This window comes from Candidatus Tisiphia endosymbiont of Myopa tessellatipennis (assembly GCF_964031105.1).
In the GTDB taxonomy this organism is placed as follows: domain Bacteria; phylum Pseudomonadota; class Alphaproteobacteria; order Rickettsiales; family Rickettsiaceae; genus Tisiphia.
Genome location: NZ_OZ035005.1, coordinates 1,385,534 through 1,409,458, shown reverse-complemented (window position 1 = coordinate 1,409,458; position 23,925 = coordinate 1,385,534). Strand labels below are relative to the sequence as shown.

Sequence of the window (23,925 nt, the reverse complement as noted above, 5' to 3'; positions counted from 1 at the left end):
TTTAGAAGATTAGCAACTGCTTTTCATTCTGTATATCAGGAGGTCCATACCATTATTTTATCATTTTGCAGATTTTGTCATTTGGGGCATCGTTAAATCAAATAAATTGAATAAATTTTGTTGAAACTCGCTTAATTTTGGTAATCTTGCAACTTTGCAACCCTTGATTGTGTAATATAAAAAACATACTTTATCCAGCTCTCTTAATGCTTCCTCAATGGTCACATTATATTTACCATCCTTGGTTACGCCACAACCTTGTTTCAACTTATTTTTCATATAGTGCCATATTTTTAATGCCAACATGCAAACAAATACATGTCCCTTCGTTCTGTTGCTTTTCCTTAAAAAGATCGGTCTTACTTCGAGTAATCCTGTCTTCATACTGCTAAAATTCGATTCTACTTCATGTAAATTATGCTTTATCAACCAATTCTTTACTCATCAGTTTAATTTCAATCTGTGTTTCAATCGCATAACAACCATCAAGAGCAAACAACTCTTTTTTCTTATCTTGATCAATTTCAACCACTATTTGGTTGCCGTCTAATTTTAGGTTGATAAATTTATCTATCCGCCATTCTTTGGCAATTTTTTGAATATTATTTAAACCAAGTTCTAGCTTTGCTTTCTTATGGGTTGATACATATATATTACGCTCTTCAATCTTTGCAACCAATTTTTCAACTCGGTTATTCCTATCAAACTCAACTTTTCGGGCTATAGAACCATTCTTCCTTAAAATATATCTTTTGCCATTATTGGTTACTTCGCATAGCTGTTCTTCAAAAAAACTATATTGCAAAACTCCGCTTTTCTTTAAGCTTTCAATCTCAACTTTACTTAAGGTTGTAATATAGTCCCATCCTTCTTTGCCTGTCCTCTTAATCATTCCTTTATCACCAACAAAGACTATATTCTTAATACCAAAATTAGATTTTACTAGCTCAATCTGCTCATAAATGGTAGAAGGATCAGCACTATTACCCTTAAAAACTCTAACAGCCAAAGGTTCGCCATGATCATCAGTTAATAGACCAATCACTATTTGCTTTTTACCCTTCTTTTTATCCCGATTGTACCCATATTCCGCAAGTTCATTCTCTGTTCCTTCGAAATAGCTGGAAGTGACGTCATATAAAAGCATAACAGGCGGCTTGTTATTTTTCTTTTGATAAGTTTTAAATAATTTTAATTCGATCTTTTCTTGGTTCTCTTCTAACCATTCTAGAGCCTGATATAAATGGGTTTCATCAAATGAATCGACAGATAATACATCAGATATCGCATGCGATTTCGCCCATTTCACGCTGGAAAGTCTAGACCCTTGGTGAGCAAAGCGTGCTAAAACCAAAAATAGACTCAATAAAGCTTCTTTGCTTCTAGTACCAAGAGCCTTAGTAATACCAATTTCATCAGCAATTCTTTTTAGTAGAAAAATAGTCCCAAAACTTTCACCAACCTCAGGAACACCATCTAAACCATCAAATTCACCTTTCAGCATCTTCTTAAAAGCCTCAATGCGTAAATCATCCCAGTTAGTTAAGTTAGCTAGGGTTTTATTTAATACTTTCCCGTCTTCGCGATAAGAGGTACGAAGCAATATTGCAGGACGAGAATTTCTATTTGGAACAGTTGTAATATACATGAAAGAGATTATATCTCTAAATTCCAGCATTGTCAAATAAAAAATATCATTTACATGACTACAAATCTTATAGCAAAATCCTTATAAACCTTACTTTCCTACCTCTTCAAACACTTCTCCCTCTCGAAGATAAGTCGCCAAGTGGTACATCAACATAATCACGCCAATCACTATCTATTCTACTCCGTCTAATCCAACTGATAATAATGTTACCTTGCTTATCTTTTTCAGACTTGGTATGTACTGGTGCAAGAGGTTTAAGATTTCTAGCCATAAACCTGCTCTCTATAGTATTAGTTTCACCAAATGAATTACCGACTGACACGGGTTTGTAGAGTAACTTCCGACCAATTAAGTGATGATTTAGATTGACTGCCATAACTGCTGAATTTAGAAGAACAAATTTATCTGCAACTTGGTGTTTATTAATAGCCCATTCTGTTCCTTGTCTACCTCTCAACAATTTTGTTAACTTATATTTATGGTCACCAATTAATTCAGCATTTTGGAATTGTACTAACTCATCACCTATCAAGGCAGCATTTGATCCATTTAGTAACGCAAGTTCGCTGACGCTTGATAATGATCCATAAAGCAATTGTACAATTATTTCGTTATGATAATCAAAAATTACTGTATATCCAAAAGACAGCTGATTAGTTACCACGCCCATAACTGATGGTACAGTGGTAGTTGCTAGCAATTTGTAATCGTAACCATCATCCCTACTGTTATATATAGCTGTTCCTTGCCAGTTGCTACCATCAGGTACTATGGCTATGCGTAGAATTGGTTGGGTTGACTTGGCATCAGTTGGCAGCGTAGGCGTCTCTATTAGCTCCATGATGGTTGCAGCTACTGGTTTTGGTAATTCATAATTTGACGTAAGATAATTTGTGTCGCTATGAAAGTCATACATAGCCATATTAAAGCTAGTAGCAAAAATCTTCATCAACCCTGAACGCTGCATATCGGTTTTAACAATCCTTAACTGATGCTGCACTTGATTGTCGTCTGCTGTACAGATAACATTGATAATATCTGTTGGTTCTAAAAAGCCATATTGGGGAAGCAGAGTTAGTTGGTAACTAATTCGCTCCTGCCAAGCATTGTATAGGGTAATGTCAGCGATTTGTTTGGCTGATTGTTCATCTAACACTATTGGTAATGAAAAATTTACTTGTTCTGTGGTTTGAACTGCCTGCCGTTGTGATTGGACAGTGACTAAATCATAATTTTGTTGGCAGTCGATATGAGTAACACTTACTTTTTGTGGTAGCTCTAATTCCTGAGTAATGCTTATTTCTATAGTAGTTTTGCTATCTGTACCTACCGTAACTAAATTATCTTCTTCTATATCTATATTACTCATAGACTCAAGTCTTAGCATAAACTTAAGAATACCATCACTTTCTACTACATCAAAAAAATAGGCACTTTGCAATTGTTCTATTGCTTCTCTTGCCGTTATATGCTGATTGATAATATAGCCATAAACATCTTGAGTCAGTCTAGATACATCATAATCAGTAGGCTTTAATCCAACACTTGCTAAAATTTCAGCAACAATAGCCCCAAGGCTTGAACCTCCCAGCTTACCGTTAATCCAGTGACCAGTTGACCATAATATTCCATCTTGCCATATGTTTTTAAAGTCAGGCCAAAAAGGGAAAGGTCTTGCGTCATAAGTCCAAACAAATCTTTTTGGTATCAGTTGCTCACAGCCTTCTTTACTATTACGTTCTGCTAGATAATCTAGTGTGGCATTTAGTGCATGACGTTGAGCTAAAAAATTTACTCTACCTTTAGAATTTCTAGGAAAGTACGATTCAACAGAAGTCGGGTCATAAAATACATTAGGCTGATTACTGCAAGCATCTACTGACGGAAAACCAAATTCAGTAAACCATATAGGCTTCATCTTCGGTTGCCAATTAGTAGCTCTACCATTCGGGTTATGATGTACAGTTGTCCACCAATGTTGTAAATTTTTCCAAGCATATTTATCAGGGGTTTGTGGTGATTCAGCGGCAAAATAATATTTTTGCTTCCTTTGCCAGTCCCAATAATAGTCCCATCCTTCACCACTTTCCCAGCCTTTTTTAATAAGCTCTTCGGTAATCTGAGAATGTGGCAAATCTTCAGTAAGCGGAAAATAGGCATCAATACCGACAAAATCAATGTTTGGACTAGCCCAAAGTGGATCAAGATTAAACCAACCACCATTTGTATGATGGTATTCTGTCCAATCAGCAGCATATGTTACTAGAGTATTACCTAATTTTGCTTTTACCATAGAAGCTAGCTGAATAAATTGCTCAACTGCTGGGTATGATCCAGTTCTATCGGTAAAGGAGGTTAGGCTAACCATTTCAGAGCCAATAATGAATGCATCAACTTGTACAACCATAAGGTCTGCATAATGCATAATAAAACTATTATATCCTGAGACCGGGTTATTAAACCAGTTATCAATTTCACTGACGCTGGTAGCTGTTATCCTCCCTCTCCAAGGCTTCGCCTTTGGCTCAAGTTCATCTACAAAGATCATGGGATAAAACATTACTTTATATCCACACTTCTTAAGATGTTGACAAATAGCTACTACGCTATCATCAGAAGGAGTACCACCATAGGTTGGAGTAAATTCATTGATGTAAAGCACTACTTCAGCCTGTGACCTAGCAACTCCTGCTACTTGCCAATCATTTGGTAACATTTTTGTGCTATCACCATAATATTCTACTTTAGGTACAATGCAACAATCAACAGCTCTGCTAGAGGTTGCAAACCAAGTTACTACTAATGCCACCCACTCAAGGTTCGGTAAAGTCCTTGCCATTTGCTCCAGTGCTACAAACATATTAGGTTTGTTTGCATAATTATGCATGTTAAGATAGTGTTTGTTCTTTAGTGGCGTCCAGCTATTGCCAATATTCATACCATCTTGTTTAGTATAAAGCTGATCAGCATAAACAAATTCCCCAGCTCCCGGGATTAATACTACCTCTTTAATTTTATCCTCTACTGCTGGCTTAAACTTAACTAAACGTTTAACCTCAAAGGTAAAATTCAGAATGCGATTGCCAAACTGCTCAAGAGGAAAATCCTCTATTGCCACGTAGCATAAACCTCTATAGGCTGGATATGTTTGAGCAGATTTGTACTTACCAATAATATCATCGGGCATTTGTTCTTCAGTACCAAGATGAATGTTAAATTTCCCCTGATCACTTCTTAAGATATCTTCAGTAAGCAACTTGCTATCAGCCCAAATTCTGATAATTTCATTAACTTCACCTTCACATATGCTAATTGCTAGGCTAACAAAATAGCTATAAGTGATAGTACTTTGAGTAGTAATAACTGTTTGCCTACCTCCGCCACCTTTACCACCACTGTTTTGGCATTCAGAATGCTCATGCTCAGTTGCCACTTCTTTAATATCAGTAGCCCAAATAATATTGCCAGCAAGCCTCATTGAGCCGTATATTTTAGGTATTACTTCACCGTAACTTGATAGCTGCACTCTTAGGTCACTAAGCCTTGACCCTTCTTGGGTAGGTAATTTAATACTTTGCTTTTTTCTTGGTAAAAAAAGATTATTGGCTGCCATACCCAAATTAGCACCCATAATCGCTCCAACAGATCCACCAATGAAAAAGCCGCCTACCGCTCCTGCTACTGGTAATATGGCATTGGTCATTGGTAGCTAAACCTATAAGCTGCAACTAGCATTCTTTGCCATGCAGCTGATAAATAATGTTCAACTACTTGACCTGAACCTGAATAACAATGAATAATGCCTATACCTCCACTAAAATAGTTGCTGGCTATACCAACATGTTGGGGATGCCTAAATAGCTTAAACAATAGCACATCACCTAGTTTTATTTGGTTGGTATCAATGTTTTTTAAATGTAAATCTAGAAACTGCTTTAATCTTACCCCATCAGGGTGAGGAGAATAGCTAGTTTCATCAAATTCTGCTAATAGTTTGCCATCTGCCCCAACTAGCCTTAGTTCCATAGCAACTCCCATAATCAGCCCAATGCAATCAACACCGCCATTGCTGGCATAACTTCTCTTCAGTCTGCCTTGGTGATGATACTTAGTGCCAAGCCATGTCCTTGCTTCTGTTACTATATCTTTACCGCTGATCATTATTACTTAGTTACATTTACGTGTTCCAGCAGTACTCATCAGTCTATCTATGCCGGGCAAATCAGGTTCACCACGGAAATTGACAATGTTTTGAAATTTCTCTATGCATGTTTTACTATTTTTATCACAACCAACAATAATAGCAAATTTATCAGATACACTAATAGCAAAAGGCATTGGTAGAGCTAATATTATCTTTGTATCAGCAAAATCTTTTACTTCCATCTTTAGTCCATGATTATTACCGCTATACCAAATAACGTAACCTCCAGTAAACCAGCCATTGGGCTGATTAAGGCTTTGGGCAAAAAAGCTTTGCTGGTCAATCACCTTCGATACTGTTTCTTCCACAGTAAATCCTGGCTGTTGCAAGTTAAACTTGCATTTTGTATCACCAAGATTAGCTCGACAATGAGGCAGATAAGTTTCACACATTGTTTGTGATAAGAATTGTGTAAGCCCTCTTATTTCAGCACAAAACATGTTACTGTTTAAAGTTACTTCCCCTAATACTCCCCGCTTTTGTATTAGCTTACCACTATTTGGCTCTTGATAATTCACTAAAAATATTTCAACTTCAGCAAAATCATATTTACCAGCAAGTAAATCGCTAGCATTTATTTTAGGGGTAAAAATTTGCCCTGATAAGTCAAGATTATCTACTGCCATGTTACTGCTACTCTCAACATTGGTTGGAGTAAAACTAGCAATAGAGTCATATTGCAAATCATCAATTAGTAAATTTTGGTCATAATCAGTAAATCCTAAAATTATTTTATCCAGTCTAGTAATTTTCCAGCAAGTAGCAAGACTTGTCACCTCGGATTTTAAGTGATGAGTTAATGTTGGCGGTAAATTTCTCATATTCTAATTTCAATGAGAGGAATATTACCCCAAGAGCCTATGTTAAAGCTATCCATCGATAAATCAAGGTGATCCGTGTCAAACCTAACTGGTACGTCAAATTCAAAATCTGCCTTTATTTCTTCATCTCTTCTTGGAGGTTGAGCAAAGACAATTGAGCCAGTGGTAAAATCAATGTCAATTTCTTCTGTTTGTACTACACAAGAATCAAGATAAATCTTGCAAAAACTATTTTTTACTGGTTTAGTTATAATTCTAGCATAAATATATCCACCACTAATATAATTTTTAACTAATTGGAATTTTTTTGTTTGACCGTCCCCTTTGCCTAATAACTGATTTATACCTTGATAATCAGACCAGTCTTTATAACGAAAACCTATAGCTCTGCCACGTCTTGCCCGAAAAAAACTTATTAGCTCTTGCCACTGGGCTTGCGTCTTGATACCACTACCAATATCATATCTGCTTCTTGCCATTTGCCAGTTAATATTGCGTTGCTCATGACCACTAAATGTTGTAACGATGTTAGTTGAGAATATTGACCCACCCTTAGAACCATAAGATATCTCAGGCGGAAATTGCACCTCAGCAAAGACTATCATAAATGATTAAATTAGCTTGTTAATCAGAGAGTTAAGATTATTATATATATATCTTCTAAATATCTTCATTTTTCTTAAAGTCAGCTAGAGATATAGTGCCATGTTGCTTGGCTTCTTCTAGGGATTTTCTTGCATCCTCTACATCTAATTTATCTTCAAGAGCTTCAAGCAAATTTAAATCTTCCATAGGTATTACGGCAACAAGGTTTTTTCCTCGCCTTGTAAAAATGATTCTTTCTTTCCCATAAGCACTACGATTCAGTACTTCAGAAAAATGTTCTCTTGCTTCTACAGTGGTAATAAAATTCATAGTAGGATTGTACCCTTTTAAATCTACTACTCAAATGTACGTTACGTACAAATTTTTGTCAAGTTATATGTCACAGATTTCTAGAACTCCTTGCTATCTGCCTTGCCATATCAGCGGCAATTTGACTTCTGCTTTGGTTAAATGAGCTAATATCCGGGGTTTGAATATTCATGTTAACTACAATATTGTTGTTGCTACTCATCTTCGAGACAAAAAAGTGCTTAAAACGTCTAAAAAATCAGGTTTGCAGTGGTTTTGGCATGAAGTTTGTAGTCATGTAAACATCACTTTTCTACTTGACATACTAAAAATTAGTCAACATAATGCTTCTTATGTGTATTACCATTGTTTTGTTTCAAATAAAAATTCTTGTCATTAAAGTACACTTTTATCAGTATTTATTTATTATAAAATTCCACAGGTGAAAAAATAATGGTATGGACCTCCTGATATACAGAATGAAAAGCAGTTGCTAATCTTCTAAAGTTAATATTAAATATTAAAATAACAATCAGGAGGCTAAGATGGAAGTTACCACAATTGGTATAGATATTGCAAAAAGAATTTTCCAAATTCATGGTGTAGATAAAAATGGTAAGACGGTATTAAAGAAAAAATTAATGAGAGATCAAGTTTTAACATTTATGGCTAATTTACCAAAATGTTTGGTAGGGATGGAAGCTTGCGGCGGAGCTAGTTACTGGGCAAGAGAAATAACTAAATTGGGGCATACAGTAAAACTAATGGCAGCACAATTTGTCAAACCGTATGTTAAAACTAATAAAAATGATCAAGCTGATGCAGAAGCTATATGTGAAGCGGTAACAAGACCAAATATGAGGTTTGTACCAATTAGAACTGTAGAACAACAAGATATTTTATCAATTCATCGAGTAAGAGAGAGATTGGTAAAAAATCGTACTGCCCTTGCTAATGAAATTAGGGGTCTACTACATGAATTTGGTTTTATTATTCCTCAAGGGATCAATAAGGTTATGACAAAATTAACCGAGATTTCAGATGAAGGAAATTTAAGCCAGCTGGGTTATCAAACATTTAGTGAACTGAAAGAGGAATTTTTGGATAATGACAAAAAAATAAAAGAGATAGAAAAAAGATTAAAAATAATAGCTAGCAACTTAACTCAATATCAACGATTAACAGCTATACCTGGTCTTGGTTTAATTACTGCTACTGCTTTAATAGCATCAATAGGTAATGCTACAAGTTTTGAGAATGGTAGGCAATTATCGGCATGGTTTGGATTAGTGCCAAGGCAGTATTCCAGTGGAGGGAAAGATAAGTTGCTTGGAATTAGCAAGCGAGGTGATGTTTACTTGCGTACTCTATTGATCCAAGGAGCTAGAGCTGTACTAAATGCCAAGATAAGATTTACATCGGAAGAACAAAAATCTAAAAAAGATTTTAGCAAATTTACGCAGTGGATGTTTAATTTATCTGAGCGAAATGGACATAATAAAACAGTAGTTGCTGTAGCTAATAAACTGGCAAGAGTGGTGTTTGCAGTACTAAGGTCAGGGGATGATTATGTAGAGAGTAAAGTTTGTAGCACAGAGCTATTATAATTAACATAAAATAAAATAAATAGTGGTTTATTAATTAATAGGTAAACAAAGAATATGTAAGAGATTCCAACCCGGAATATGCGTGAGATAATAATATTGATGGTAAATAAGACAAACCTTAGCTTACAAAGAAACTGATGACTACAATGGCTCTTTGAAGCCGATAAAATGATAAGTATATAGTAAATTTGTAAGCCAGCGAATTCCATCAGGGCTGTAGGATAAATTACACATAATTTATTAACTATAAGCCGGATACATGTATGCATTTGCATTTTTGCTATTAGATGTTATTTTTTTCTTGCATTTTACAGGAGGTTCATACATGTAGTCAGTAACGAGAATTTAATTCTACACTCCACTCGTCGCATAATACTCACGTTCTATAGCATAATTTCTGCTCATATTTATCTCGAAGATGAGTAGCAAGTTTTCAGCAATTTGTCCAATCTGCTCATTGGGTGCTACTTGATTCAATTCTTTAGCTGATAAACCCAGTAACCTCAAAGCATCTTTTGCCTCTCCGGAGTTTCTTGCTGCATCTGACACCCTCATTGCCATTTGCTCAAGACCTGAAGTAAGGGTACTAAACTCCACCCCGCATCTCTCTGCAGCATATTTTAACTCTGATAAACTATGGGTGCTAATATCTAGCTTATTAGCAAGTTTACCAATCTCCTCACCGCTATCGATAATTTTCTTTAAAGTTGCTACACTAAATGCCGCAGTTATTGCCGTACCGATTCTACCAAAGCCTAGTTTAATTCTGCTAAGCTGATCTTGCAGTTTCTTGAAATTCTGCTTGATTCTGCCAAATGCTTCTTTGGTTTTATCAACTCCTCTAAAAGTTACTCTGACTTCTTTATTGTTAGAACTCATTTATTTTGTTAATTTGTTATATTGGTGCTGTTTTTTAATTTTAAAATATGCCAGCCAATGATGCCACTCATCTATTGTCATTTGTTCGATTTCAGCTATGGTTTTTCCTAAATGCTCAGCTAAAGCAAACATGTTAAGTAATGCTGGCTGGCTAGTTAGTTTTTTTCTGTTACCTCAGTATCATTGCTCTCCATGATCGAGGTTGCGACACGAATTAACACATCAGGATCACAGTTTCTCATTAAATTTGGTTTATCTGCTCTGCTGAACAAACAATTACCTTCAGTATCTTTAGCCTTCATAATCAATGCTTCAACCATTAAGCCCAAATCATCTTCTTTAGCCATTTTATATAGACGGTTCTTCTGTGCTAAGGTCAAAGGAGAACAGTGAATATATAACGGATTCTCATCATCTCCCCATTCTGCTACCTCAATTACCTTGATCTCCTTAGCATCAAAATGGGCTTTAATCCTGTCAATAATTTTTTCAGTCATTATTGTCTTCTCCTACTTTCTATTAGTATTGTTAAATTTTACTGTTTTACTTCTAATAATTTACCATTGCCCTGAAAGGTAAAGGAACTTTCAACTAACCCATCAAAAGAAGCTTGCCGAGAAATGCCAGTAACAATTGCTATGCCCGTAAAATATATCTTTTCTTCATTTTCGCCTTTTGGGTAAAGACTTAGCTGTACACTCACTCCAATGGTAAGCTTTCCTTGACCTTCAGTATCAGCTTCATCCCAAAAGGCCTCTATCGAACCTGACCAACTCTTAATAGTAGCCTGAGACTTACGCCACTCAGTGCCAATAGTGCTGGCATCTACCGTATCGCATACCTCTTCCAGCGACCATGATTTAACTTCGGCTACCTGTGTTGTACCAATTCTAACTATTCCTTCTGATCCTGCATGTGTTGACATATTGGTTTCTCATTATTGGATTTATATTATTATATTCGGTGAAGTCTCTTTAGTTTGGTAGCTTACTGCAAATACTAGGCTTGCTACTGCTACTGGTTGATCGCCATCTGAATTTAGGCTAATATCGGTTGATTCCAAACGGCAATCTTTGCAAAGCTTCTTTAGTTCAGGATTATTTAACACTAAACTTTCCACTTCAGCTGTCATATTATCAACTATGATATTAACCGAAGTAGTAGCCTTGGCATAACATTCTACCGTTATTCGTGCCGTCCTGTTCTGACATCTTGGTGGACTGATAGTGCTGGTTACTATTTCTTCTTGGCTAGAAAATATGATAATCCCCGGCAAACTGCTGTCATTCATGCTATATAAACGACTATCGTAAACTTTATCTTTTGCTGCCGTTTTTCCTTTAAGGATATCCACAAAACTTTGCCTTATGCTGGTTCTAGCATGCAGCATATCAGCTTTGTCGCTCTAATCCCAGCACTACCCAACCAGTATCATCTAGTTTGATTTCAACAATTTTGTACTTTGTTTGCCGGATAGTTAGTATATCTCCATCATTGATTTTTCTTGCCTCTTCTTCACAGCATTCAAAGCTTGGATTGAATCCGACAAAGCCACTTGTTCCAATATCTATAGGGTAGTAGTTGCTAACAAATATCCCTTTGAGTTGGTAAGCTAGTCCATCTTTTGGCGTTACTGTTGCCTCTACTGCAAACCCTTGTTCTGTATCTAAAAACTCAGCAAAATCTTCTTGAAATGCCATTTTATGTTACTATAATATTAATTATTGTCTAGTTAGCACTGCAAAACTCTCAGCGTGTCTAACTGCAATGTCTACATCTTGCATGACTCTTATTCTAATGCCACCGCTAGTTCCTAAAGTGTAAGGGTCTACTAATACATCCAGCACTCCCCATTGTCCAATAATTAGATCAGCAAAATTGCCAAATAATATAGTATCAGCTGGTATTTGGTTGGTTGTTCCAACTCTATAGCCGTTAAGGTAACCAAAACCTAGCTCACTACTACTTTCCCAAACAAATTGGGCAGTTCCTTCAGCTTTTTCTGTTTGCTTTAAAATTCCTCGTATGTTGGCATTGCATAAATAGCCAAGCGTGCCAATATCAGCATTCCCTGCAGCAATTAGGCTTTCAAGGTCTACGATATTACCCCAGCTTATTGGATTATCGTCATCAAAAGTAACATTACCAATGCCAACTGTGTTAAGAATACCTAGTGGTTCAGCCCCAATGCCCCTACCACTTATCGCAGCTCGATCAACTTCAAGAGCAATAACGGTAGCAAGGTCACTGCGTACTAGATTTTCTATATCAGGACTGGATTGTAGCACTAATTTGCGAGTAAAATCAGTATATGCCGCAATGCTTTTAGGGGAGAGTGTTACTTGGGCAAAGGCTTGCTCGCTATGCTCAGGGCCTCTCCCTTCTGATACCCAAAAAGTAGTAGCTCCACCAGTTTGTTTTGGTATTGCTACATCGCCATGCAAGCCACTCATTACTTTAGCTCCCATTTGCTTAACAAGCATTTTGTTACGCAGCAGTTCAATAAAATTGTTGCTTAGGTAATCGGTACTAACTAAGTAACCACCGGCAACATTTGATAATTTTTCCAGCGTTCTGCCTACATAACTTCTTTGCTCTATTTGTTCTAAATTGACATCAAGAGGTACAAAAAAGCTAGAAGGCTCTCGATTAATTTTTTTAGCAACTGCCATTGATGCTTCTTTTTCCAGCTCAGCATCACTCCAATTGCCTGTCACTGTTGCTCTAATGGCTCTTAAAATAGAGAAGCTTCTTGCTTCCTTTGTACTCATCCCGATAATAGCTGATTTTGGTGAAGTAGTGTTGATAATTGGATTGTTGCTCAATATTTCGAGAACCTTCTGCCTAAAAGCATCAATGCTTTTGCCCTCACGAATAAATTCTATCGCCATATCGTGCATATTATGTTTATCACCGATAGTTAATATCTCACTAAGTCTAGTAGCTTCATTCTGCCTAATGTCTTTGGTAATTTGTTCGGTATTAACGGTAATCGATGGTTGACTATTTTCTATTACTTCATTTTGCATGTTTTCCCTCATATTAATCATATTATTAGCAATTATTTCTAGTTGGTTTCGACCAATGCCTACTGTATGATCAGCTGGTATTGATACTAATGATACTTCTAGTGGTTTCCATTTGTTGATCCGATAAATGTTAGGATTATCCCCTTTTGACTCTTGCTCAAGTACTATGCCATTTGGTAAATAACAATAGCCTACTGATATGTTACTTTTAATACCATCTAGCACGTCTTGGTAAGCTGCTTCAGCTAAACTACTCTTACCAAACCTTATTTTGCCCCTAGCTTTACCATCACTAGTTATTTCAGCAGCTTCAACAATACCAATTTGCTTAGTTGGGTCATGGTCAAGAAGTAGGGGAGCGTGGCCAGAATTTAACCAATCTAGCTTGACGCTTTCAGGTTTGTGGTCAAGTATCTCAAGACCAAAAAATCTCTCTACTGGTTCTTCGCTTGAAAAAGACAGTTCAAAACTGCGATCTTCTCTAACTAGTTGATCTAAAACCGTATGTCGGTATAGCATTTCAGTTTTACATTTAATCGTCATTAGATTCTTCTGTGCTAATTGTTTGCTGTTCATTTTCTTTGTTGGTAGTTGTTAATGTTAAATCTAAGCCATATTTTTTAGCTAATTGTTGTTCAAATACTATCTGCTGAAATAATTCATCTATATCCATACCTTGATCTGCTGATATTTGACTCCTAGTTTTAGTTTTCTCAGCAATCGCAATTTGATTGGCATGGCTTTCTTTAAGTGGATCAACCCAAGCCCATCCTCTAGCTCGCCATATTGGTTTGTTGTATTGATCAAATTCTGATAGCGGTATTTTAATTCGACCAGTAGTAATGGCCATTAATAACCAGTTCTCAAATACCGAGTTACAAAAATGCTCTATCACCCAATTTTGCAGCATACGCCAAGTATCACGATCCTCTAGGCTACCATGCCTAATTGAAGAAAAGTTTACATTCTCTAAATCATTGGCAAGGGTCGCATAGGAAATATCCAGCCCACTAGCAATTCCCCGGAGTATTGACTTCTCAAAATCAGCAAAGCTGCTTGTTGGATGATTAGGATCAAATAGCCGCACATCCATACCAGCAGGCAGTTGTTCAAATGTCCCGGGGTCAGCTTCCATTATCTTGCCACCAAAACCATCATCTTGACCAAGATAACCACTACCATCTTGAGAAACAAAAAACCCCATTTTTGATGCACCAACTCTAGCTGCTACCAGCTCTGCTTCTTCATAAGCTCCCAGCATCCGCAGACGTAACATGGCACTGTGCATCCATGGCACACCTCTACTTTGCGAAGGTCTTCCTAAAATATAGCCATGAATAATCTCATTAGCAGTAATTCTTTGGTATTGCTTAGGGTTATGGTCATATTTTTTAAAGATTTCACCGGGATGGGAGGTAAGTAAATAATAGGCTACAGGTCTATTCCATTTATTAAATTCAATCCCCATACGAATATATCCACCATCCGCTAGAGGTTCATTTAACTCCTCGTCCAAATGATCAGCTTCAATAAACTGCAGAGCAAAACCAAACTCATTATTAAAGCCTTTGACTAAACGAATAATAACCTCTCCATCACGAGCCACTGATTCTAGAAATAATTTTTGACAATCTATCCAAGATAATCTGCCATCTACCGTACAAATACCTTTTTTGCTCCAATTATCAAATTGTTCTAGGATATAATTATTTTTATCTTGCAGAAAATTTTCACTATTACTAGAGGCACGTAGTTGTAACCGTATGCCATTAGCACCTATAACATTAGTAGAAGTTCTTTTTAAAAACCGTCGAGCATAATCGTTATTTATACATAGTTCTCGTGATCGGCTGCGTAGTATTTTGAGGTCTCTATATAACTCTGCATCTGCTGATAGATTCCCAGTAATCCAATCATTAGTAAAGCGATTAACGCTAGCGGCTGCGTATTTACGCTTTTCCTTGATAACCGATTTACCTTTGAAGAAATCAAATAGCTTCATGAGTTATTGAATCTAACCTTAATCAGGTTGCCTGAACTAAGCCCATTCTTTATCCTTTCTTCTTGCAAATTCCTAGCATATTCATCTTTGTAAATATCACGCCATTTTAGTAATTCTGCTGGGCTTAACCGTGACAGGCTACGACCACTGATCGAATATGACAATTGATCCCGGCTTGCCTTGCCAACAATGGTAGCTTCTAGAGCATCTAAAACCTTCTTAACATGCGAGCGACCATCATAAGTTGCAAGTAGTGCTAAATTAGGTTTAATTTCTAAATTACCTTTAGCAATCATGTAACGCAAATTCTCTTTATGTATTGTTGCTTGCCACCAATAATTACCGGCTAGGTAAGCAGTTGTTGTTTCAGAATCTAGCAACACAAGGTAATAATCTGCTTCAGCAATAGCAGCAACGTCAAAACTAGTGGTATAATTACGAAAGTTGTAAGACAAATTCCAACCTTCAGCAGCAGGATATTTGTTTAAATATCGTTGCCATTCAACAGTTTCACCTACAGAAAATGATGTTGGTTCAGAAATCACCGTAAGATATGATTAGTAATTGAAAAAACTTATTATTGACTTTTGCTAACTGTAGTTTAAAATTAAAAATGAAGTAACTGCAAGGTTATTTTGGGGTTTCGCAGCCCCTATCAACAGCGGTATACAACAACCGAAAATGTTGTTCCTTGATTATTATGATCGGGGGGGGGTAGCGTATGTTCAAGGCTTGTGGTGTAAACTTCAAGCCTAAAGGCTACCATACCGGCTGTTGACGGTTTCTGCGAACTTCCCGATCGCCAAGATATGTATAACCTATAAATTTTTCTTTTATCATTTTATCTTTGGCGATCAAAACTCTTAATTATTAAAACATTAGAGAAGGGATCGCTATGAACAACCAACAAGCCATTATCTTATTATATTCATCACATGCCCGTTTTGAACTCATAAGGCAATCTTTGATCAATTTTTGTAAGGAAAATAATTTTACAATAATAAAAATTATCGACGCACCAAATAAATACGATGACAGCATACTTCGCGAATTAATTTATACAGTAAGCAAACAAAATAATTATAATAGTCCTATTAATCTAATCATCGATGACAGTATATTTGGTAATATTTGTTATTTCGTAACTTGGGTGGTAATTACTACTTTATTAGAAGCTAAGCTGATTAATAGGCTTTATATTCAAGAAAATATATTGCATACTACCAATACTGAAAAAGATAAATTTGATAATTTTTTAGCAACTAAGCATTATTTATTAAAATTCTGTTTCTCATATTTTAACGTTATAATGCATGCTGCTAAAGCAACAATAGATTTCGATGATGAAGAATTACATAAAGGCGGCAATGCATAATATATCGAGGTTTTTTTAAATTCCCGTACTTACTTGTTTTTTTCCAGCCTAGAAGTTAATTGTTTATATACTTCGTTACGGTTTCTTTTCCCTATGCTTAAAACAAGTACTGTTATTCGTATGTCATCAACCTCATAAACTAACCTATATCCTGCAGACTTTAGCTTTATTTTATATAAATTAGTCCCTCCACTTAGGGCATCTTTTGGTATATGAGGATTAATTAATCTGCTTGATAATTTCTTTTTAAATTGTTGTTTAATAACTTCACCTAATTTATCCCATTCTTTCTTTGCAGCAGGAACAAATTCAAGTTTATAAATCATTTAGATCAACTGCTATAGCTTCTTTCTTTTCTTTTAGTCTTTCTTCAGCAAGTTTAAGTAAATCTCTATCATCTAATATTTCAACCATTTGTTCGTATAGTTCAGCTGGAACTAAATAAGCCGTTGGTTTATTATGATTCAATAAAGCAATAGGCTCACCACTAGACTTAGCAAGCAATGCTGTAGGACTTTTTTTAAATTCTGATATACTGGCAGTAAGATTAGTATAAATATGATTCATTGTTATACCATGATTAATATTTAATTATATACCTATTATAGTACTTAATTTAGGTTTTAACAATATTTTAATCTACCAATTTTTGACAAAGCTAGTTGTTTTTCTGATTGGCTTGATAAAGTTTAAACTCAGCTTTTTCTTAGTTTCTTTAACTTCTACTTTTGCTGTTGGCTCAAGCATTTTATTTGCTAAAAGTTCTAAATTTGGGTTTAGTATGTACAAAGCTGCTAAGGCATAAACTCTGCAATCAAGTGCCTCATTACGTTTACCAGCTGGCTTCTCCCATTTGCGAGTTGGAAAGCCTTTATTATAATAAGTAACGATTTTCTCTGCCGTTAGCTGTTTAAAATATTCCGCGTCATAATTTATTGGGAAGTGACAATATCCCGGTCCTAGTTCAGTAATCTTTAACCGGCTGTAGATCATTTCTTTGGCTGTATCAGTGCCAATGGAAAACAACTTAACTCGCATTCTATTGGCAATCGATGGTCTGCTAACCAAGGCTTTACCTGCTATTGATGAACCCTTTATGGCAAATATCCTACGTAACTGTCTTTTCTTACAATATGCATAAACTGCTTGGGTGTGATGACCGCCTGAATCAACACAAACTGAGGCAATCCTAAGGTTAATGCCGCTTTGGTGTTTAATGTTCTGCTCTAGGATATTATCAAGATCATCCCATATCTCACTCCTAGCAGGATCACCATAGATTACTCTATAATCAAGCGACCAGCTTTCTTCTTTTACACCCCAACCAACTATTTCCACTTCAAGTCGATCATTTTGTACGTCTACACCAGCAGTAATAATAACAACCCCGTTAGGTACAACATTGCCCCAATTTTCTTTTCTCGACAATAGTGAAGTTTCATCTACCTTATCTCCTCCTTCCTCCCAAGTTTCACCAAGACTGGTATTAACCCAAGTCTTTAAGGTTTCAGGCATCATTTTCGCTTTCAGGAATTCTGCCGTCATTCTAGACCAAGTAACCCAAGGCGAATAGATCTCGCTTATATGAAAACCAGCAATGTTGTTACTTTCTCCTTTAGCTTCAGATATCCACTTACCACGCTGTAGCATCGACATTTTATCATTATCGTGCAGAATGCAGCCATTTACCTCACAAACATAATGTGCTTCTTCAGGTTTGTCTTTAGGCCATCGTACTTGAGGCCATTTTAAGGTTTGGTACTCACCGCATAATTTACATGGAACATAATAACGTCTTTGATCGCTTTGCAGATAAGCTAGTTCTATTCTGCTAAAATATTTGATAGTTGGGGTGGAAGTTAAAATAATTTTTCTATTCCAAAAAGTTGTGGCTCTTTTTTTGGCTAAATTAACTGGGTCTCCTTCTGAACCACTACTAGCAGGATAACGATCTACCTCATCACATAGCACAATCCTGACTGGCCTGCTTGCCAGTGAAGAGGGTGAATTACTACCAGCCATGGTAATGTGTCCACCCGGAAAACGCTTGTATAAAATCTTATTGCCGGAATCTCTACTTTTTGGTTCTTTGACTAAGTTCTTAAATACCTCACTATCACGCAGCATAGGAGTTAAACGATCCGTTGACCAGCTTTCCTGCCAGCTTTTCAGTAGGTTGCACTATTAGCATTGGTGCTGGGTCTTGATGAATATGATAGCCAACAATATTATTGATCACTTCAGTTTTACCAACTTGTGCTGATGACATTACTACGATCATCTCTATCTTTGGATCATTTACTGCATCCATGATTTCGCGTTGATATGGCGTTTTACTAGTATGCCAGCTGCCCGGCTCAGCCGAGGACTCACTTGACAGCTTACGATAATTATCCGCCCACTGGCTTACGCTTAACTTTGGTGGTGGTGCTACTAGTTTGGCTATTTTCTTGGTAATCTGACTCCAAATTATTTGGCTTGTTGGCATAATGGGATTGTTGTAAGATGAAGATTTTTTGAATCAGTTCACAACAGTCCCATAATTGCTAAGTTCCAAAAGTGCCTTATGTATCTCCGTCTCTAAGCAATGCACAATGGCCGCAAAATCATTATCAAGTACTATTATTTGCCGAGCTATATTGTTTGGAAGACTTAGCATCCTAGCTCTAAAGGCAATGATCAAATTAGACCAATGAAGTTCCACCTCACTGCTAGCTAAGTATTTGCCTTCCAGTATCTGTACTTCTAATTCTGCTTTATCAGCTTGAGCCTTGAGTAAGCGTAGTTTTTGGGCGTTTAAATTATCAGAGGTATTTTTGCCAACTGGTCTTGACTCAAGATATCGTGCATAAGACTTTATGCAGTCAGCTAAATCATACTTACCAGCTACTTGGGTAGGTAGTATAGCTTCCTTAACCAATTGTTGCACTCTACGTTCACTTAATTGCAAAGCTTTGGCAATGTCTGATACTTTATGGTTATTCATTAAACTTAGTTTATTTCAAAATAACAATTCTTAAAATCATACTTATGCAATAATAATAGGAACTGAATATTGAGTTATTTTATTATCTCTAGTAATTATAGTTAAACCTTCTATAATAGCCTGAGATATAAGGAGTCTATCAAAAGGGTCATCATGATAATTTTCTAACTTTTCTACAAAAATTGTATGATTGATATTTATAGGCAAAGGATCAAAACCGCTCTCTAATATTACTTGTTCAAGGTTATTGGGAGCTTCTAGTTTGCCAAGAGCTTTTTTAATAGTAATTTCCCAACTATTTACTGAACTGACAAAAATTAGGTTATTAGGGTTACTAATAATTTTTCTAGATTCTACTGTTAAGGTTGGGTTGTCTTCTAACCACCACAATAAAGTATGAGTATCAAGTAAATAACTCACTACTCTTTCCCCATAAAACTTGCCAATAAGTTTTGTGGCAATTGATCAAAATCTTTAGCAATTTTTATTTTTCCTTTCCACACTCCGGCTTTACGTGGAATTGATAAAGCATTATATTTTATTATTTTAACTGTTGGTCTGCCTGCTTTGCAAATAATTACTTCTTCTCCTTCTTGAACTTTTTTAATTAAGTCAGAAAAATGAATTTTCGCTTCATGTATACTTGCTATTTGCATTCCTTTTCTCTAATTCTTCTTAAAAATTAAGATTAAACTAAATTTTATTATATGTATAGACAATGTTTAAAAATAGATATATGGCTTACAAGTTTATACTTAATTTCGTTTTTTACTACAGCTCATTAAATGTAAGAGTCTTATATTTAAAGGGTTACAGAGCTTTTGTTAAATTAAAAGAAACGAAATATACCAAAAATTTTTATCGCTAGGCAAGGGTCGGGGTGGTCAGTCACCCAGGTTCGACAAGCCTAGAAAGTACCTTGTTTCGTTTCGTTTTTTCCATACTATTTGTTAAATTGCTTCTGCCTCCTTTATTTTGCTGTGTCTAAGGCAAAGTTAAAAGAAGTCGTAAACACCTTATCAAAGCGGCTATTAAAAGTATTAACTGCTGTAGCCTTAAACCCAAACCTTGGACTAACTTTAGCTTCATGGGTTAGGCTATATAGCCTTTCCAGTCTTTGACTACTAACCCTACGATAAATAGATTTGCCAAGTTTAAATATACTTCTATTCCCCTGTTGATCTCTCAAAGCTTTTGAACTTCTTTGCTTTTTTGGTACATTACTGGTTGGTACAGCAATCATACTGCCACGATATGACACTTTAATTCCACCTTCTTCCTGAATGTAGGCAAAATGAGCCTTAGTGTACACAGCAGATATTAAGGCATATTTACTAGCAAATGCCACCTTGATACCAGTTCTTTGGTGTTTGTCCCACCATTTTTTGCTGTTATTGAATATAATTGGTACTCTTTTGCAGATTTGCTCTTGAACAAGCAATGCTATTTTGTTCAAAGTCAAGTTAACTGCAAATGGTAACTGTTTCTTTTCGATATTATCCATATAACGGGCTATCTTGTTTATATCACTTTTCACATCAATAGTAAAACTCATAACTGCAACCTTTCTAATTTTTAAGCTACTGGACGATATTTAGGACCGTGTAATATTGCAGCAACACCCATTAAAACTCCCTCTCCAAGGTCACCTGTTACTTTAATTGCTGGTCTTACAAACCTCTTATCACCAATATAACCTGCCATAAAAGCAGTAGCATCATCAGGTCTAGTTTTAAGGTAAGCAAAAGTGCCAGTATTTTCCCCAAGCACAGCTCCTATAATCTCTGTATCCAAGCAATCAGTAAAGTTAACATTGTCGTTTGAATGTTGCAACCTGATTTGTACATGCCTGTCATCATTCGGATTCACGTTAGCCGCTCCTACCATTACCGTAAAAATACCACTTTCAAAACCTGATACATCCACCGCCTCTACATCAAGTTTATCTACATTAATCGCTACTGGTGCTAACAATTGCTGCAGTTTGCTATTGGTTTTTTCTTCTCTCGTTATTGCCATTTATTCCTCTTTTTCCCTTACGCCAAGCTACCAAGCTTACTATCCCATTCTTGCCTTTTATTATATCCTAAGGTTTATTACCTTGCAATAATTTTTAATTAAAAGTTACTACTCACCCCTAGAGTTATGCTGCTTTCAAGGCAAAAAATTTTACTTTAAGTTACATTTTACCAAAATTCTTGCCATCTTCTTTGTTTTTTCTTCTCTTGTTATCGTCATTTATTCCTCTTTTCCCCTTACACCAAGCTACCAAACCTACTATCCCATTATTACCTTTCATTATACCCTAAGGTTTACCAGCTTGCAATAGCCTAAAACTAAAAGTTACTGCAAGTTACTACTTACCCTTAGAGATATACTGCTTTCAAGGCAAAAAATGTTACTTTAAGTTACACTTTTGCTAGAATTCTTTAGCCCCTCTTGCCGATAAACCTCAATCAAATCATCTAGTGCCTCACGTAATCTAGTGCTGCCCGCACCTTTAGGCCACTGTGGTATTTGCTTTAGCTCAAATTGCCGCAACGGCAGCTCCAGTAAGCAAAAATGCTCAACTATCTCCTGTGACTTCCTACCAAGCTTAACAAATATTCGTTGATGAACTTGATTCGCCTGTACTTGCCTCTCCAACCCCAGCATTTTGCTAAAGTCTTTGTTTGCTTCAATTTGGATTATACCTCTACCACCAACCATGATTGCCCTTTGGAAATTACAAGCTAGGCGATCAGCTGCCCTAAACTGCTCATGGTTGATCCCATGCCTCTTACCTTCTGCTACTCCATTTGCCTCATCCTCCAGCCAACAACGATAAAATCTAGCTATTGGTCTTTTGTCGAATTTGTTTAATTCTGTTCTTTCAGTTTTATGATGTTTCATGTTTGTTACCTTGTAACTCATCTTCGAGATAAATATGAGCAGAAATTATGCTATAGAACGTGAGTATTATGCGACGAGTGGAGTGTAGAATTAAATTCTCGTTACTGACTACATGTATGGACCTCCTGTAAAATGCAAGAAAAAAATAACATCTAATAGCAAAAATGCAAATGCATACATGTATCCGGCTTATAGTTAATAAATTATGTATAATTTATCCTACAGCCCTGATGGAATTCGCTGGCTTACAAACTATATACTTATCATTTTATCGGCTTCAAAGAGCCATTGTAGTCATCAGTTTCTTTGTAAGCTAAGGTTTGTCTTATTTACCATCAATATTATTATCTCACGCATATTCCGGGTTGGAATCTCTTACATATTCTTTGTTTACCTATTAATTAATAAACCACTATTTATTTTATTTTATGTTAATTATAATAGCTCTGTGCTACAAACTTTACTCTCTACATAATCATCCCCTGACCTTAGTACTGCAAACACCACTCTTGCCAGTTTATTAGCTACAGCAACTACTGTTTTATTATGTCCATTTCGCTCAGATAAATTAAACATCCACTGCGTAAATTTGCTAAAATCTTTTTTAGATTTTTGTTCTTCCGATGTAAATCTTATCTTGGCATTTAGTACAGCTCTAGCTCCTTGGATCAATAGAGTACGCAAGTAAACATCACCTCGCTTGCTAATTCCAAGCAACTTATCTTTCCCTCCACTGGAATGCTGCCTTGGCACTAATCCAAGCCATGCCGATAATTGCCTACCATTCTCAAAACTTGTAGCATTACCTATTGATGCTATTAAAGCAGTAGCAGTAATTAAACCAAGACCAAGTATAGCTGTTAATCGTTGATATTGAGTTAAGTTGCTAGCTATTATTTTTAATCTTTTTTCTATCTCTTTTATTTTTTTGTCATTATCCAAAAATTCCTCTTTCAGTTCACTAAATGTTTGGTAACCTAGCTGACTCAAATTTCCTTCATCTAAAATCTCAGTTAATTTTGTTACAACCTTATTGATCCCTTGAGGAATAATAAAACCAAATTCATGTAATAATCCTCTAATTTCATTCGCAAGTGCCGTACGGTTTTTTACCAATCTCTCTCTTACCCGATGAATTGACAAAATATCTTGTTGTTCTACAGTTTTAATTGGTACAAACCTCATATTTGGTCTTGTTACTGCTTCACATATAGCTTCAGCGTCAGCTTGATCGTTTTTATTAGTTTTAACATACGGTTTGACAAATTGTGGAGCCATTAGTTTTACTATATGCCCCAATTTAGTTATTTCTCTTGCCCAGTAACTAGCTCCGCCGCAAGCTTCCATCCCTACCAAACATTTTGGTAAATTAGCCATAAATGTTAAAACTTGATCTCTCATTAATTTTTTCTTTAATACCGTCTTACCATTTTTATCTACACCATGAATTTGGAAAATTCTTTTTGCAATATCTATACCAATTGTGGTAACTTCCATCTTAGCCTCCTGATTGTTATTTTAATATTTAATATTAACTTTAGAAGATTAGCAACTGCTTTTCATTCTGTATATCAGGAGGTCCATA

30 protein-coding genes are annotated in these 23,925 nt (G+C 36.0%); 3 read left to right on the top strand and 27 right to left on the bottom strand.

Annotated elements, in window-relative coordinates; translation table 11 throughout:
• Nucleotides 1–60 precede the first annotated feature (60 nt).
• The 8 genes from AAHN03_RS07090 to AAHN03_RS07055 all read right to left on the bottom strand — a co-directional run bounded on the left by AAHN03_RS07090 (nt 61) and on the right by AAHN03_RS07055 (nt 7,793).
• The gene (locus tag AAHN03_RS07090; protein WP_342278427.1) at nt 61–429 is read right to left on the bottom strand and encodes a hypothetical protein; all 369 of its coding nucleotides are present in this window, start codon (nt 427–429) and stop codon (nt 61–63) included.
• Complete coding sequence (locus tag AAHN03_RS07085) at nt 416–1,648, bottom strand: IS1634 family transposase (RefSeq protein WP_342278428.1); 1,233 nt, start codon at nt 1,646–1,648, stop codon at nt 416–418. The genes AAHN03_RS07090 and AAHN03_RS07085 overlap by 14 nt, the downstream gene beginning before the upstream one ends.
• Nucleotides 1,649–1,754: 106 nt before the next feature.
• Nucleotides 1,755–5,354 (bottom strand): glycoside hydrolase TIM-barrel-like domain-containing protein, encoded by a 3,600-nt coding sequence (locus AAHN03_RS07080; protein ID WP_342278614.1) that lies wholly within the window; start codon nt 5,352–5,354, stop codon nt 1,755–1,757.
• On the bottom strand, nt 5,351–5,812 hold the full coding sequence (locus AAHN03_RS07075; protein ID WP_342278613.1) for an NlpC/P60 family protein: 462 nt from the start codon (nt 5,810–5,812) through the stop codon (nt 5,351–5,353). The genes AAHN03_RS07080 and AAHN03_RS07075 overlap by 4 nt, the downstream gene beginning before the upstream one ends.
• A 6-nt stretch (nt 5,813–5,818) precedes the next feature.
• A complete protein-coding gene (locus tag AAHN03_RS07070) occupies nt 5,819–6,676 on the bottom strand; it encodes a DUF2163 domain-containing protein (RefSeq protein WP_342278612.1) in 858 nt (285 codons plus the stop codon).
• The gene (locus tag AAHN03_RS07065) at nt 6,673–7,281 is read right to left on the bottom strand and encodes a DUF2460 domain-containing protein (protein WP_342278611.1); all 609 of its coding nucleotides are present in this window, start codon (nt 7,279–7,281) and stop codon (nt 6,673–6,675) included. Before AAHN03_RS07065 ends, AAHN03_RS07070 begins: the two co-directional genes overlap by 4 nt.
• A 55-nt stretch (nt 7,282–7,336) precedes the next feature.
• A complete protein-coding gene (locus AAHN03_RS07060; protein ID WP_341761051.1) occupies nt 7,337–7,591 on the bottom strand; it encodes a type II toxin-antitoxin system Phd/YefM family antitoxin in 255 nt (84 codons plus the stop codon).
• A gap of 70 nt (nt 7,592–7,661) precedes the next feature.
• Nucleotides 7,662–7,793, bottom strand: a complete 132-nt coding sequence (locus AAHN03_RS07055) for a hypothetical protein (RefSeq protein WP_342278610.1) — start codon at nt 7,791–7,793, stop codon at nt 7,662–7,664.
• A 15-nt stretch (nt 7,794–7,808) separates the two neighbouring features.
• Between AAHN03_RS07055 and AAHN03_RS07050 the strand changes: the two genes are divergently transcribed.
• On the top strand, nt 7,809–7,970 hold the full coding sequence (locus tag AAHN03_RS07050; RefSeq protein ID WP_342278609.1) for a hypothetical protein: 162 nt from the start codon (nt 7,809–7,811) through the stop codon (nt 7,968–7,970).
• A gap of 145 nt (nt 7,971–8,115) precedes the next feature.
• Nucleotides 8,116–9,177, top strand: coding sequence for an IS110 family transposase (locus AAHN03_RS07045; protein ID WP_342278608.1), 1,062 nt, complete (start codon nt 8,116–8,118; stop codon nt 9,175–9,177).
• Between the two features lie 351 nt (nt 9,178–9,528).
• Here AAHN03_RS07045 and AAHN03_RS07040 read toward each other — a convergent pair whose 3' ends face one another.
• From AAHN03_RS07040 to AAHN03_RS07005, 8 genes are all read right to left on the bottom strand, one after another.
• Entirely contained in the window at nt 9,529–10,056 is a 528-nt protein-coding gene (locus tag AAHN03_RS07040) for a hypothetical protein (RefSeq protein WP_342278607.1), read from the bottom strand.
• Between the two features lie 155 nt (nt 10,057–10,211).
• Complete coding sequence (locus AAHN03_RS07035) at nt 10,212–10,553, bottom strand: hypothetical protein (RefSeq protein ID WP_342278606.1); 342 nt, start codon at nt 10,551–10,553, stop codon at nt 10,212–10,214.
• Nucleotides 10,554–10,591: 38 nt separating this feature from the next.
• Nucleotides 10,592–10,981 carry a phage tail tube protein gene (locus AAHN03_RS07030; RefSeq protein WP_342278605.1) on the bottom strand — a complete coding sequence of 130 codons (390 nt, stop codon included), beginning with the start codon at nt 10,979–10,981 and terminating at the stop codon, nt 10,592–10,594.
• Between the two features lie 21 nt (nt 10,982–11,002).
• Nucleotides 11,003–11,446 carry a hypothetical protein gene (locus tag AAHN03_RS07025; RefSeq protein WP_342278604.1) on the bottom strand — a complete coding sequence of 148 codons (444 nt, stop codon included), beginning with the start codon at nt 11,444–11,446 and terminating at the stop codon, nt 11,003–11,005.
• Nucleotide 11,447: 1 nt separating this feature from the next.
• Complete coding sequence (locus AAHN03_RS07020) at nt 11,448–11,756, bottom strand: hypothetical protein (RefSeq protein WP_342278603.1); 309 nt, start codon at nt 11,754–11,756, stop codon at nt 11,448–11,450.
• Between the two features lie 21 nt (nt 11,757–11,777).
• Entirely contained in the window at nt 11,778–13,661 is a 1,884-nt protein-coding gene (locus AAHN03_RS07015; RefSeq protein WP_342278602.1) for a phage major capsid protein, read from the bottom strand.
• Nucleotides 13,618–15,087 carry a phage portal protein gene (locus tag AAHN03_RS07010; protein ID WP_342278601.1) on the bottom strand — a complete coding sequence of 490 codons (1,470 nt, stop codon included), beginning with the start codon at nt 15,085–15,087 and terminating at the stop codon, nt 13,618–13,620. Before AAHN03_RS07010 ends, AAHN03_RS07015 begins: the two co-directional genes overlap by 44 nt.
• Complete coding sequence (locus AAHN03_RS07005; RefSeq protein WP_342278600.1) at nt 15,084–15,632, bottom strand: hypothetical protein; 549 nt, start codon at nt 15,630–15,632, stop codon at nt 15,084–15,086. The genes AAHN03_RS07010 and AAHN03_RS07005 overlap by 4 nt, the downstream gene beginning before the upstream one ends.
• Before the next feature lie 350 nt (nt 15,633–15,982).
• On the opposite strand from AAHN03_RS07005, the gene AAHN03_RS07000 reads away from it, so the two are divergent.
• A complete protein-coding gene (locus tag AAHN03_RS07000; protein ID WP_342278599.1) occupies nt 15,983–16,462 on the top strand; it encodes a hypothetical protein in 480 nt (159 codons plus the stop codon).
• Between the two features lie 29 nt (nt 16,463–16,491).
• Here the strand turns inward: AAHN03_RS07000 and AAHN03_RS06995 are convergent, their stop codons facing one another.
• The 11 genes from AAHN03_RS06995 to AAHN03_RS06945 all read right to left on the bottom strand — a co-directional run bounded on the left by AAHN03_RS06995 (nt 16,492) and on the right by AAHN03_RS06945 (nt 23,837).
• On the bottom strand, nt 16,492–16,788 hold the full coding sequence (locus tag AAHN03_RS06995; RefSeq protein ID WP_341760859.1) for a type II toxin-antitoxin system RelE/ParE family toxin: 297 nt from the start codon (nt 16,786–16,788) through the stop codon (nt 16,492–16,494).
• Nucleotides 16,778–17,029, bottom strand: coding sequence for a type II toxin-antitoxin system Phd/YefM family antitoxin (locus tag AAHN03_RS06990; protein WP_341760858.1), 252 nt, complete (start codon nt 17,027–17,029; stop codon nt 16,778–16,780). The genes AAHN03_RS06995 and AAHN03_RS06990 overlap by 11 nt, the downstream gene beginning before the upstream one ends.
• 72 nt (nt 17,030–17,101) lie before the next feature.
• Nucleotides 17,102–18,589, bottom strand: coding sequence for a phage terminase large subunit family protein (locus tag AAHN03_RS06985; protein WP_342278598.1), 1,488 nt, complete (start codon nt 18,587–18,589; stop codon nt 17,102–17,104).
• A complete protein-coding gene (locus AAHN03_RS06980; RefSeq protein WP_342278597.1) occupies nt 18,579–18,950 on the bottom strand; it encodes a phage terminase large subunit family protein in 372 nt (123 codons plus the stop codon). The genes AAHN03_RS06985 and AAHN03_RS06980 overlap by 11 nt, the downstream gene beginning before the upstream one ends.
• A gap of 33 nt (nt 18,951–18,983) precedes the next feature.
• Entirely contained in the window at nt 18,984–19,448 is a 465-nt protein-coding gene (locus tag AAHN03_RS06975) for a hypothetical protein (protein ID WP_342278596.1), read from the bottom strand.
• Nucleotides 19,449–19,490: 42 nt separating this feature from the next.
• Complete coding sequence (locus AAHN03_RS06970; protein WP_341760855.1) at nt 19,491–19,868, bottom strand: type II toxin-antitoxin system VapC family toxin; 378 nt, start codon at nt 19,866–19,868, stop codon at nt 19,491–19,493.
• The gene (locus AAHN03_RS06965; RefSeq protein WP_341760854.1) at nt 19,868–20,104 is read right to left on the bottom strand and encodes a type II toxin-antitoxin system prevent-host-death family antitoxin; all 237 of its coding nucleotides are present in this window, start codon (nt 20,102–20,104) and stop codon (nt 19,868–19,870) included. Before AAHN03_RS06965 ends, AAHN03_RS06970 begins: the two co-directional genes overlap by 1 nt.
• 314 nt (nt 20,105–20,418) lie before the next feature.
• Nucleotides 20,419–21,003 carry a hypothetical protein gene (locus AAHN03_RS06960; RefSeq protein ID WP_342278595.1) on the bottom strand — a complete coding sequence of 195 codons (585 nt, stop codon included), beginning with the start codon at nt 21,001–21,003 and terminating at the stop codon, nt 20,419–20,421.
• 20 nt (nt 21,004–21,023) lie between these two features.
• Nucleotides 21,024–21,467 (bottom strand): hypothetical protein, encoded by a 444-nt coding sequence (locus tag AAHN03_RS06955; RefSeq protein ID WP_342278594.1) that lies wholly within the window; start codon nt 21,465–21,467, stop codon nt 21,024–21,026.
• Between the two features lie 384 nt (nt 21,468–21,851).
• Nucleotides 21,852–22,340, bottom strand: coding sequence for a DUF6456 domain-containing protein (locus AAHN03_RS06950; RefSeq protein ID WP_342278593.1), 489 nt, complete (start codon nt 22,338–22,340; stop codon nt 21,852–21,854).
• A 435-nt stretch (nt 22,341–22,775) separates the two neighbouring features.
• Nucleotides 22,776–23,837, bottom strand: a complete 1,062-nt coding sequence (locus AAHN03_RS06945) for an IS110 family transposase (protein WP_342278589.1) — start codon at nt 23,835–23,837, stop codon at nt 22,776–22,778.
• Nucleotides 23,838–23,925 lie beyond the last annotated feature (88 nt).

Excerpts from the sequence above, each read along its gene's own strand:
- AAHN03_RS06995 (WP_341760859.1), bottom strand. The coding sequence starts at position 16,788 with ATGATTTATAAACTTGAATTTGTTCCTGCTGCAAAGAAAGAATGGGAT.
- AAHN03_RS07030 (WP_342278605.1), bottom strand. The coding sequence starts at position 10,981 with ATGTCAACACATGCAGGATCAGAAGGAATAGTTAGAATTGGTACAACA.
- AAHN03_RS07040 (WP_342278607.1), bottom strand. The coding sequence starts at position 10,056 with ATGAGTTCTAACAATAAAGAAGTCAGAGTAACTTTTAGAGGAGTTGAT.
- AAHN03_RS06990 (WP_341760858.1), bottom strand. The coding sequence starts at position 17,029 with ATGAATCATATTTATACTAATCTTACTGCCAGTATATCAGAATTTAAA.
- AAHN03_RS07075 (WP_342278613.1), bottom strand. The coding sequence starts at position 5,812 with ATGATCAGCGGTAAAGATATAGTAACAGAAGCAAGGACATGGCTTGGC.
- AAHN03_RS06975 (WP_342278596.1), bottom strand. The coding sequence starts at position 19,448 with ATGAATAACCATAAAGTATCAGACATTGCCAAAGCTTTGCAATTAAGT.
- AAHN03_RS07060 (WP_341761051.1), bottom strand. The coding sequence starts at position 7,591 with ATGAATTTTATTACCACTGTAGAAGCAAGAGAACATTTTTCTGAAGTA.
- AAHN03_RS06950 (WP_342278593.1), bottom strand. The coding sequence starts at position 22,340 with ATGAAACATCATAAAACTGAAAGAACAGAATTAAACAAATTCGACAAA.
- AAHN03_RS07035 (WP_342278606.1), bottom strand. The coding sequence starts at position 10,553 with ATGACTGAAAAAATTATTGACAGGATTAAAGCCCATTTTGATGCTAAG.
- AAHN03_RS07080 (WP_342278614.1), bottom strand. The coding sequence starts at position 5,354 with ATGACCAATGCCATATTACCAGTAGCAGGAGCGGTAGGCGGCTTTTTC.
- AAHN03_RS07065 (WP_342278611.1), bottom strand. The coding sequence starts at position 7,281 with ATGATAGTCTTTGCTGAGGTGCAATTTCCGCCTGAGATATCTTATGGT.
- AAHN03_RS07085 (WP_342278428.1), bottom strand. The coding sequence starts at position 1,648 with ATGTATATTACAACTGTTCCAAATAGAAATTCTCGTCCTGCAATATTG.
- AAHN03_RS07000 (WP_342278599.1), top strand. The coding sequence starts at position 15,983 with ATGAACAACCAACAAGCCATTATCTTATTATATTCATCACATGCCCGT.
- AAHN03_RS06960 (WP_342278595.1), bottom strand. The coding sequence starts at position 21,003 with ATGAGTTTTACTATTGATGTGAAAAGTGATATAAACAAGATAGCCCGT.
- AAHN03_RS07015 (WP_342278602.1), bottom strand. The coding sequence starts at position 13,661 with ATGAACAGCAAACAATTAGCACAGAAGAATCTAATGACGATTAAATGT.
- AAHN03_RS06965 (WP_341760854.1), bottom strand. The coding sequence starts at position 20,104 with ATGCAAATAGCAAGTATACATGAAGCGAAAATTCATTTTTCTGACTTA.
- AAHN03_RS07070 (WP_342278612.1), bottom strand. The coding sequence starts at position 6,676 with ATGAGAAATTTACCGCCAACATTAACTCATCACTTAAAATCCGAGGTG.
- AAHN03_RS07055 (WP_342278610.1), bottom strand. The coding sequence starts at position 7,793 with ATGAGTAGCAACAACAATATTGTAGTTAACATGAATATTCAAACCCCG.
- AAHN03_RS07045 (WP_342278608.1), top strand. The coding sequence starts at position 8,116 with ATGGAAGTTACCACAATTGGTATAGATATTGCAAAAAGAATTTTCCAA.
- AAHN03_RS07020 (WP_342278603.1), bottom strand. The coding sequence starts at position 11,756 with ATGGCATTTCAAGAAGATTTTGCTGAGTTTTTAGATACAGAACAAGGG.
- AAHN03_RS06945 (WP_342278589.1), bottom strand. The coding sequence starts at position 23,837 with ATGGAAGTTACCACAATTGGTATAGATATTGCAAAAAGAATTTTCCAA.
- AAHN03_RS06985 (WP_342278598.1), bottom strand. The coding sequence starts at position 18,589 with ATGCTGCGTGATAGTGAGGTATTTAAGAACTTAGTCAAAGAACCAAAA.
- AAHN03_RS06955 (WP_342278594.1), bottom strand. The coding sequence starts at position 21,467 with ATGGCAATAACGAGAGAAGAAAAAACCAATAGCAAACTGCAGCAATTG.
- AAHN03_RS06980 (WP_342278597.1), bottom strand. The coding sequence starts at position 18,950 with ATGCCAACAAGCCAAATAATTTGGAGTCAGATTACCAAGAAAATAGCC.
- AAHN03_RS07025 (WP_342278604.1), bottom strand. The coding sequence starts at position 11,446 with ATGCTGCATGCTAGAACCAGCATAAGGCAAAGTTTTGTGGATATCCTT.
- AAHN03_RS07010 (WP_342278601.1), bottom strand. The coding sequence starts at position 15,087 with ATGAAGCTATTTGATTTCTTCAAAGGTAAATCGGTTATCAAGGAAAAG.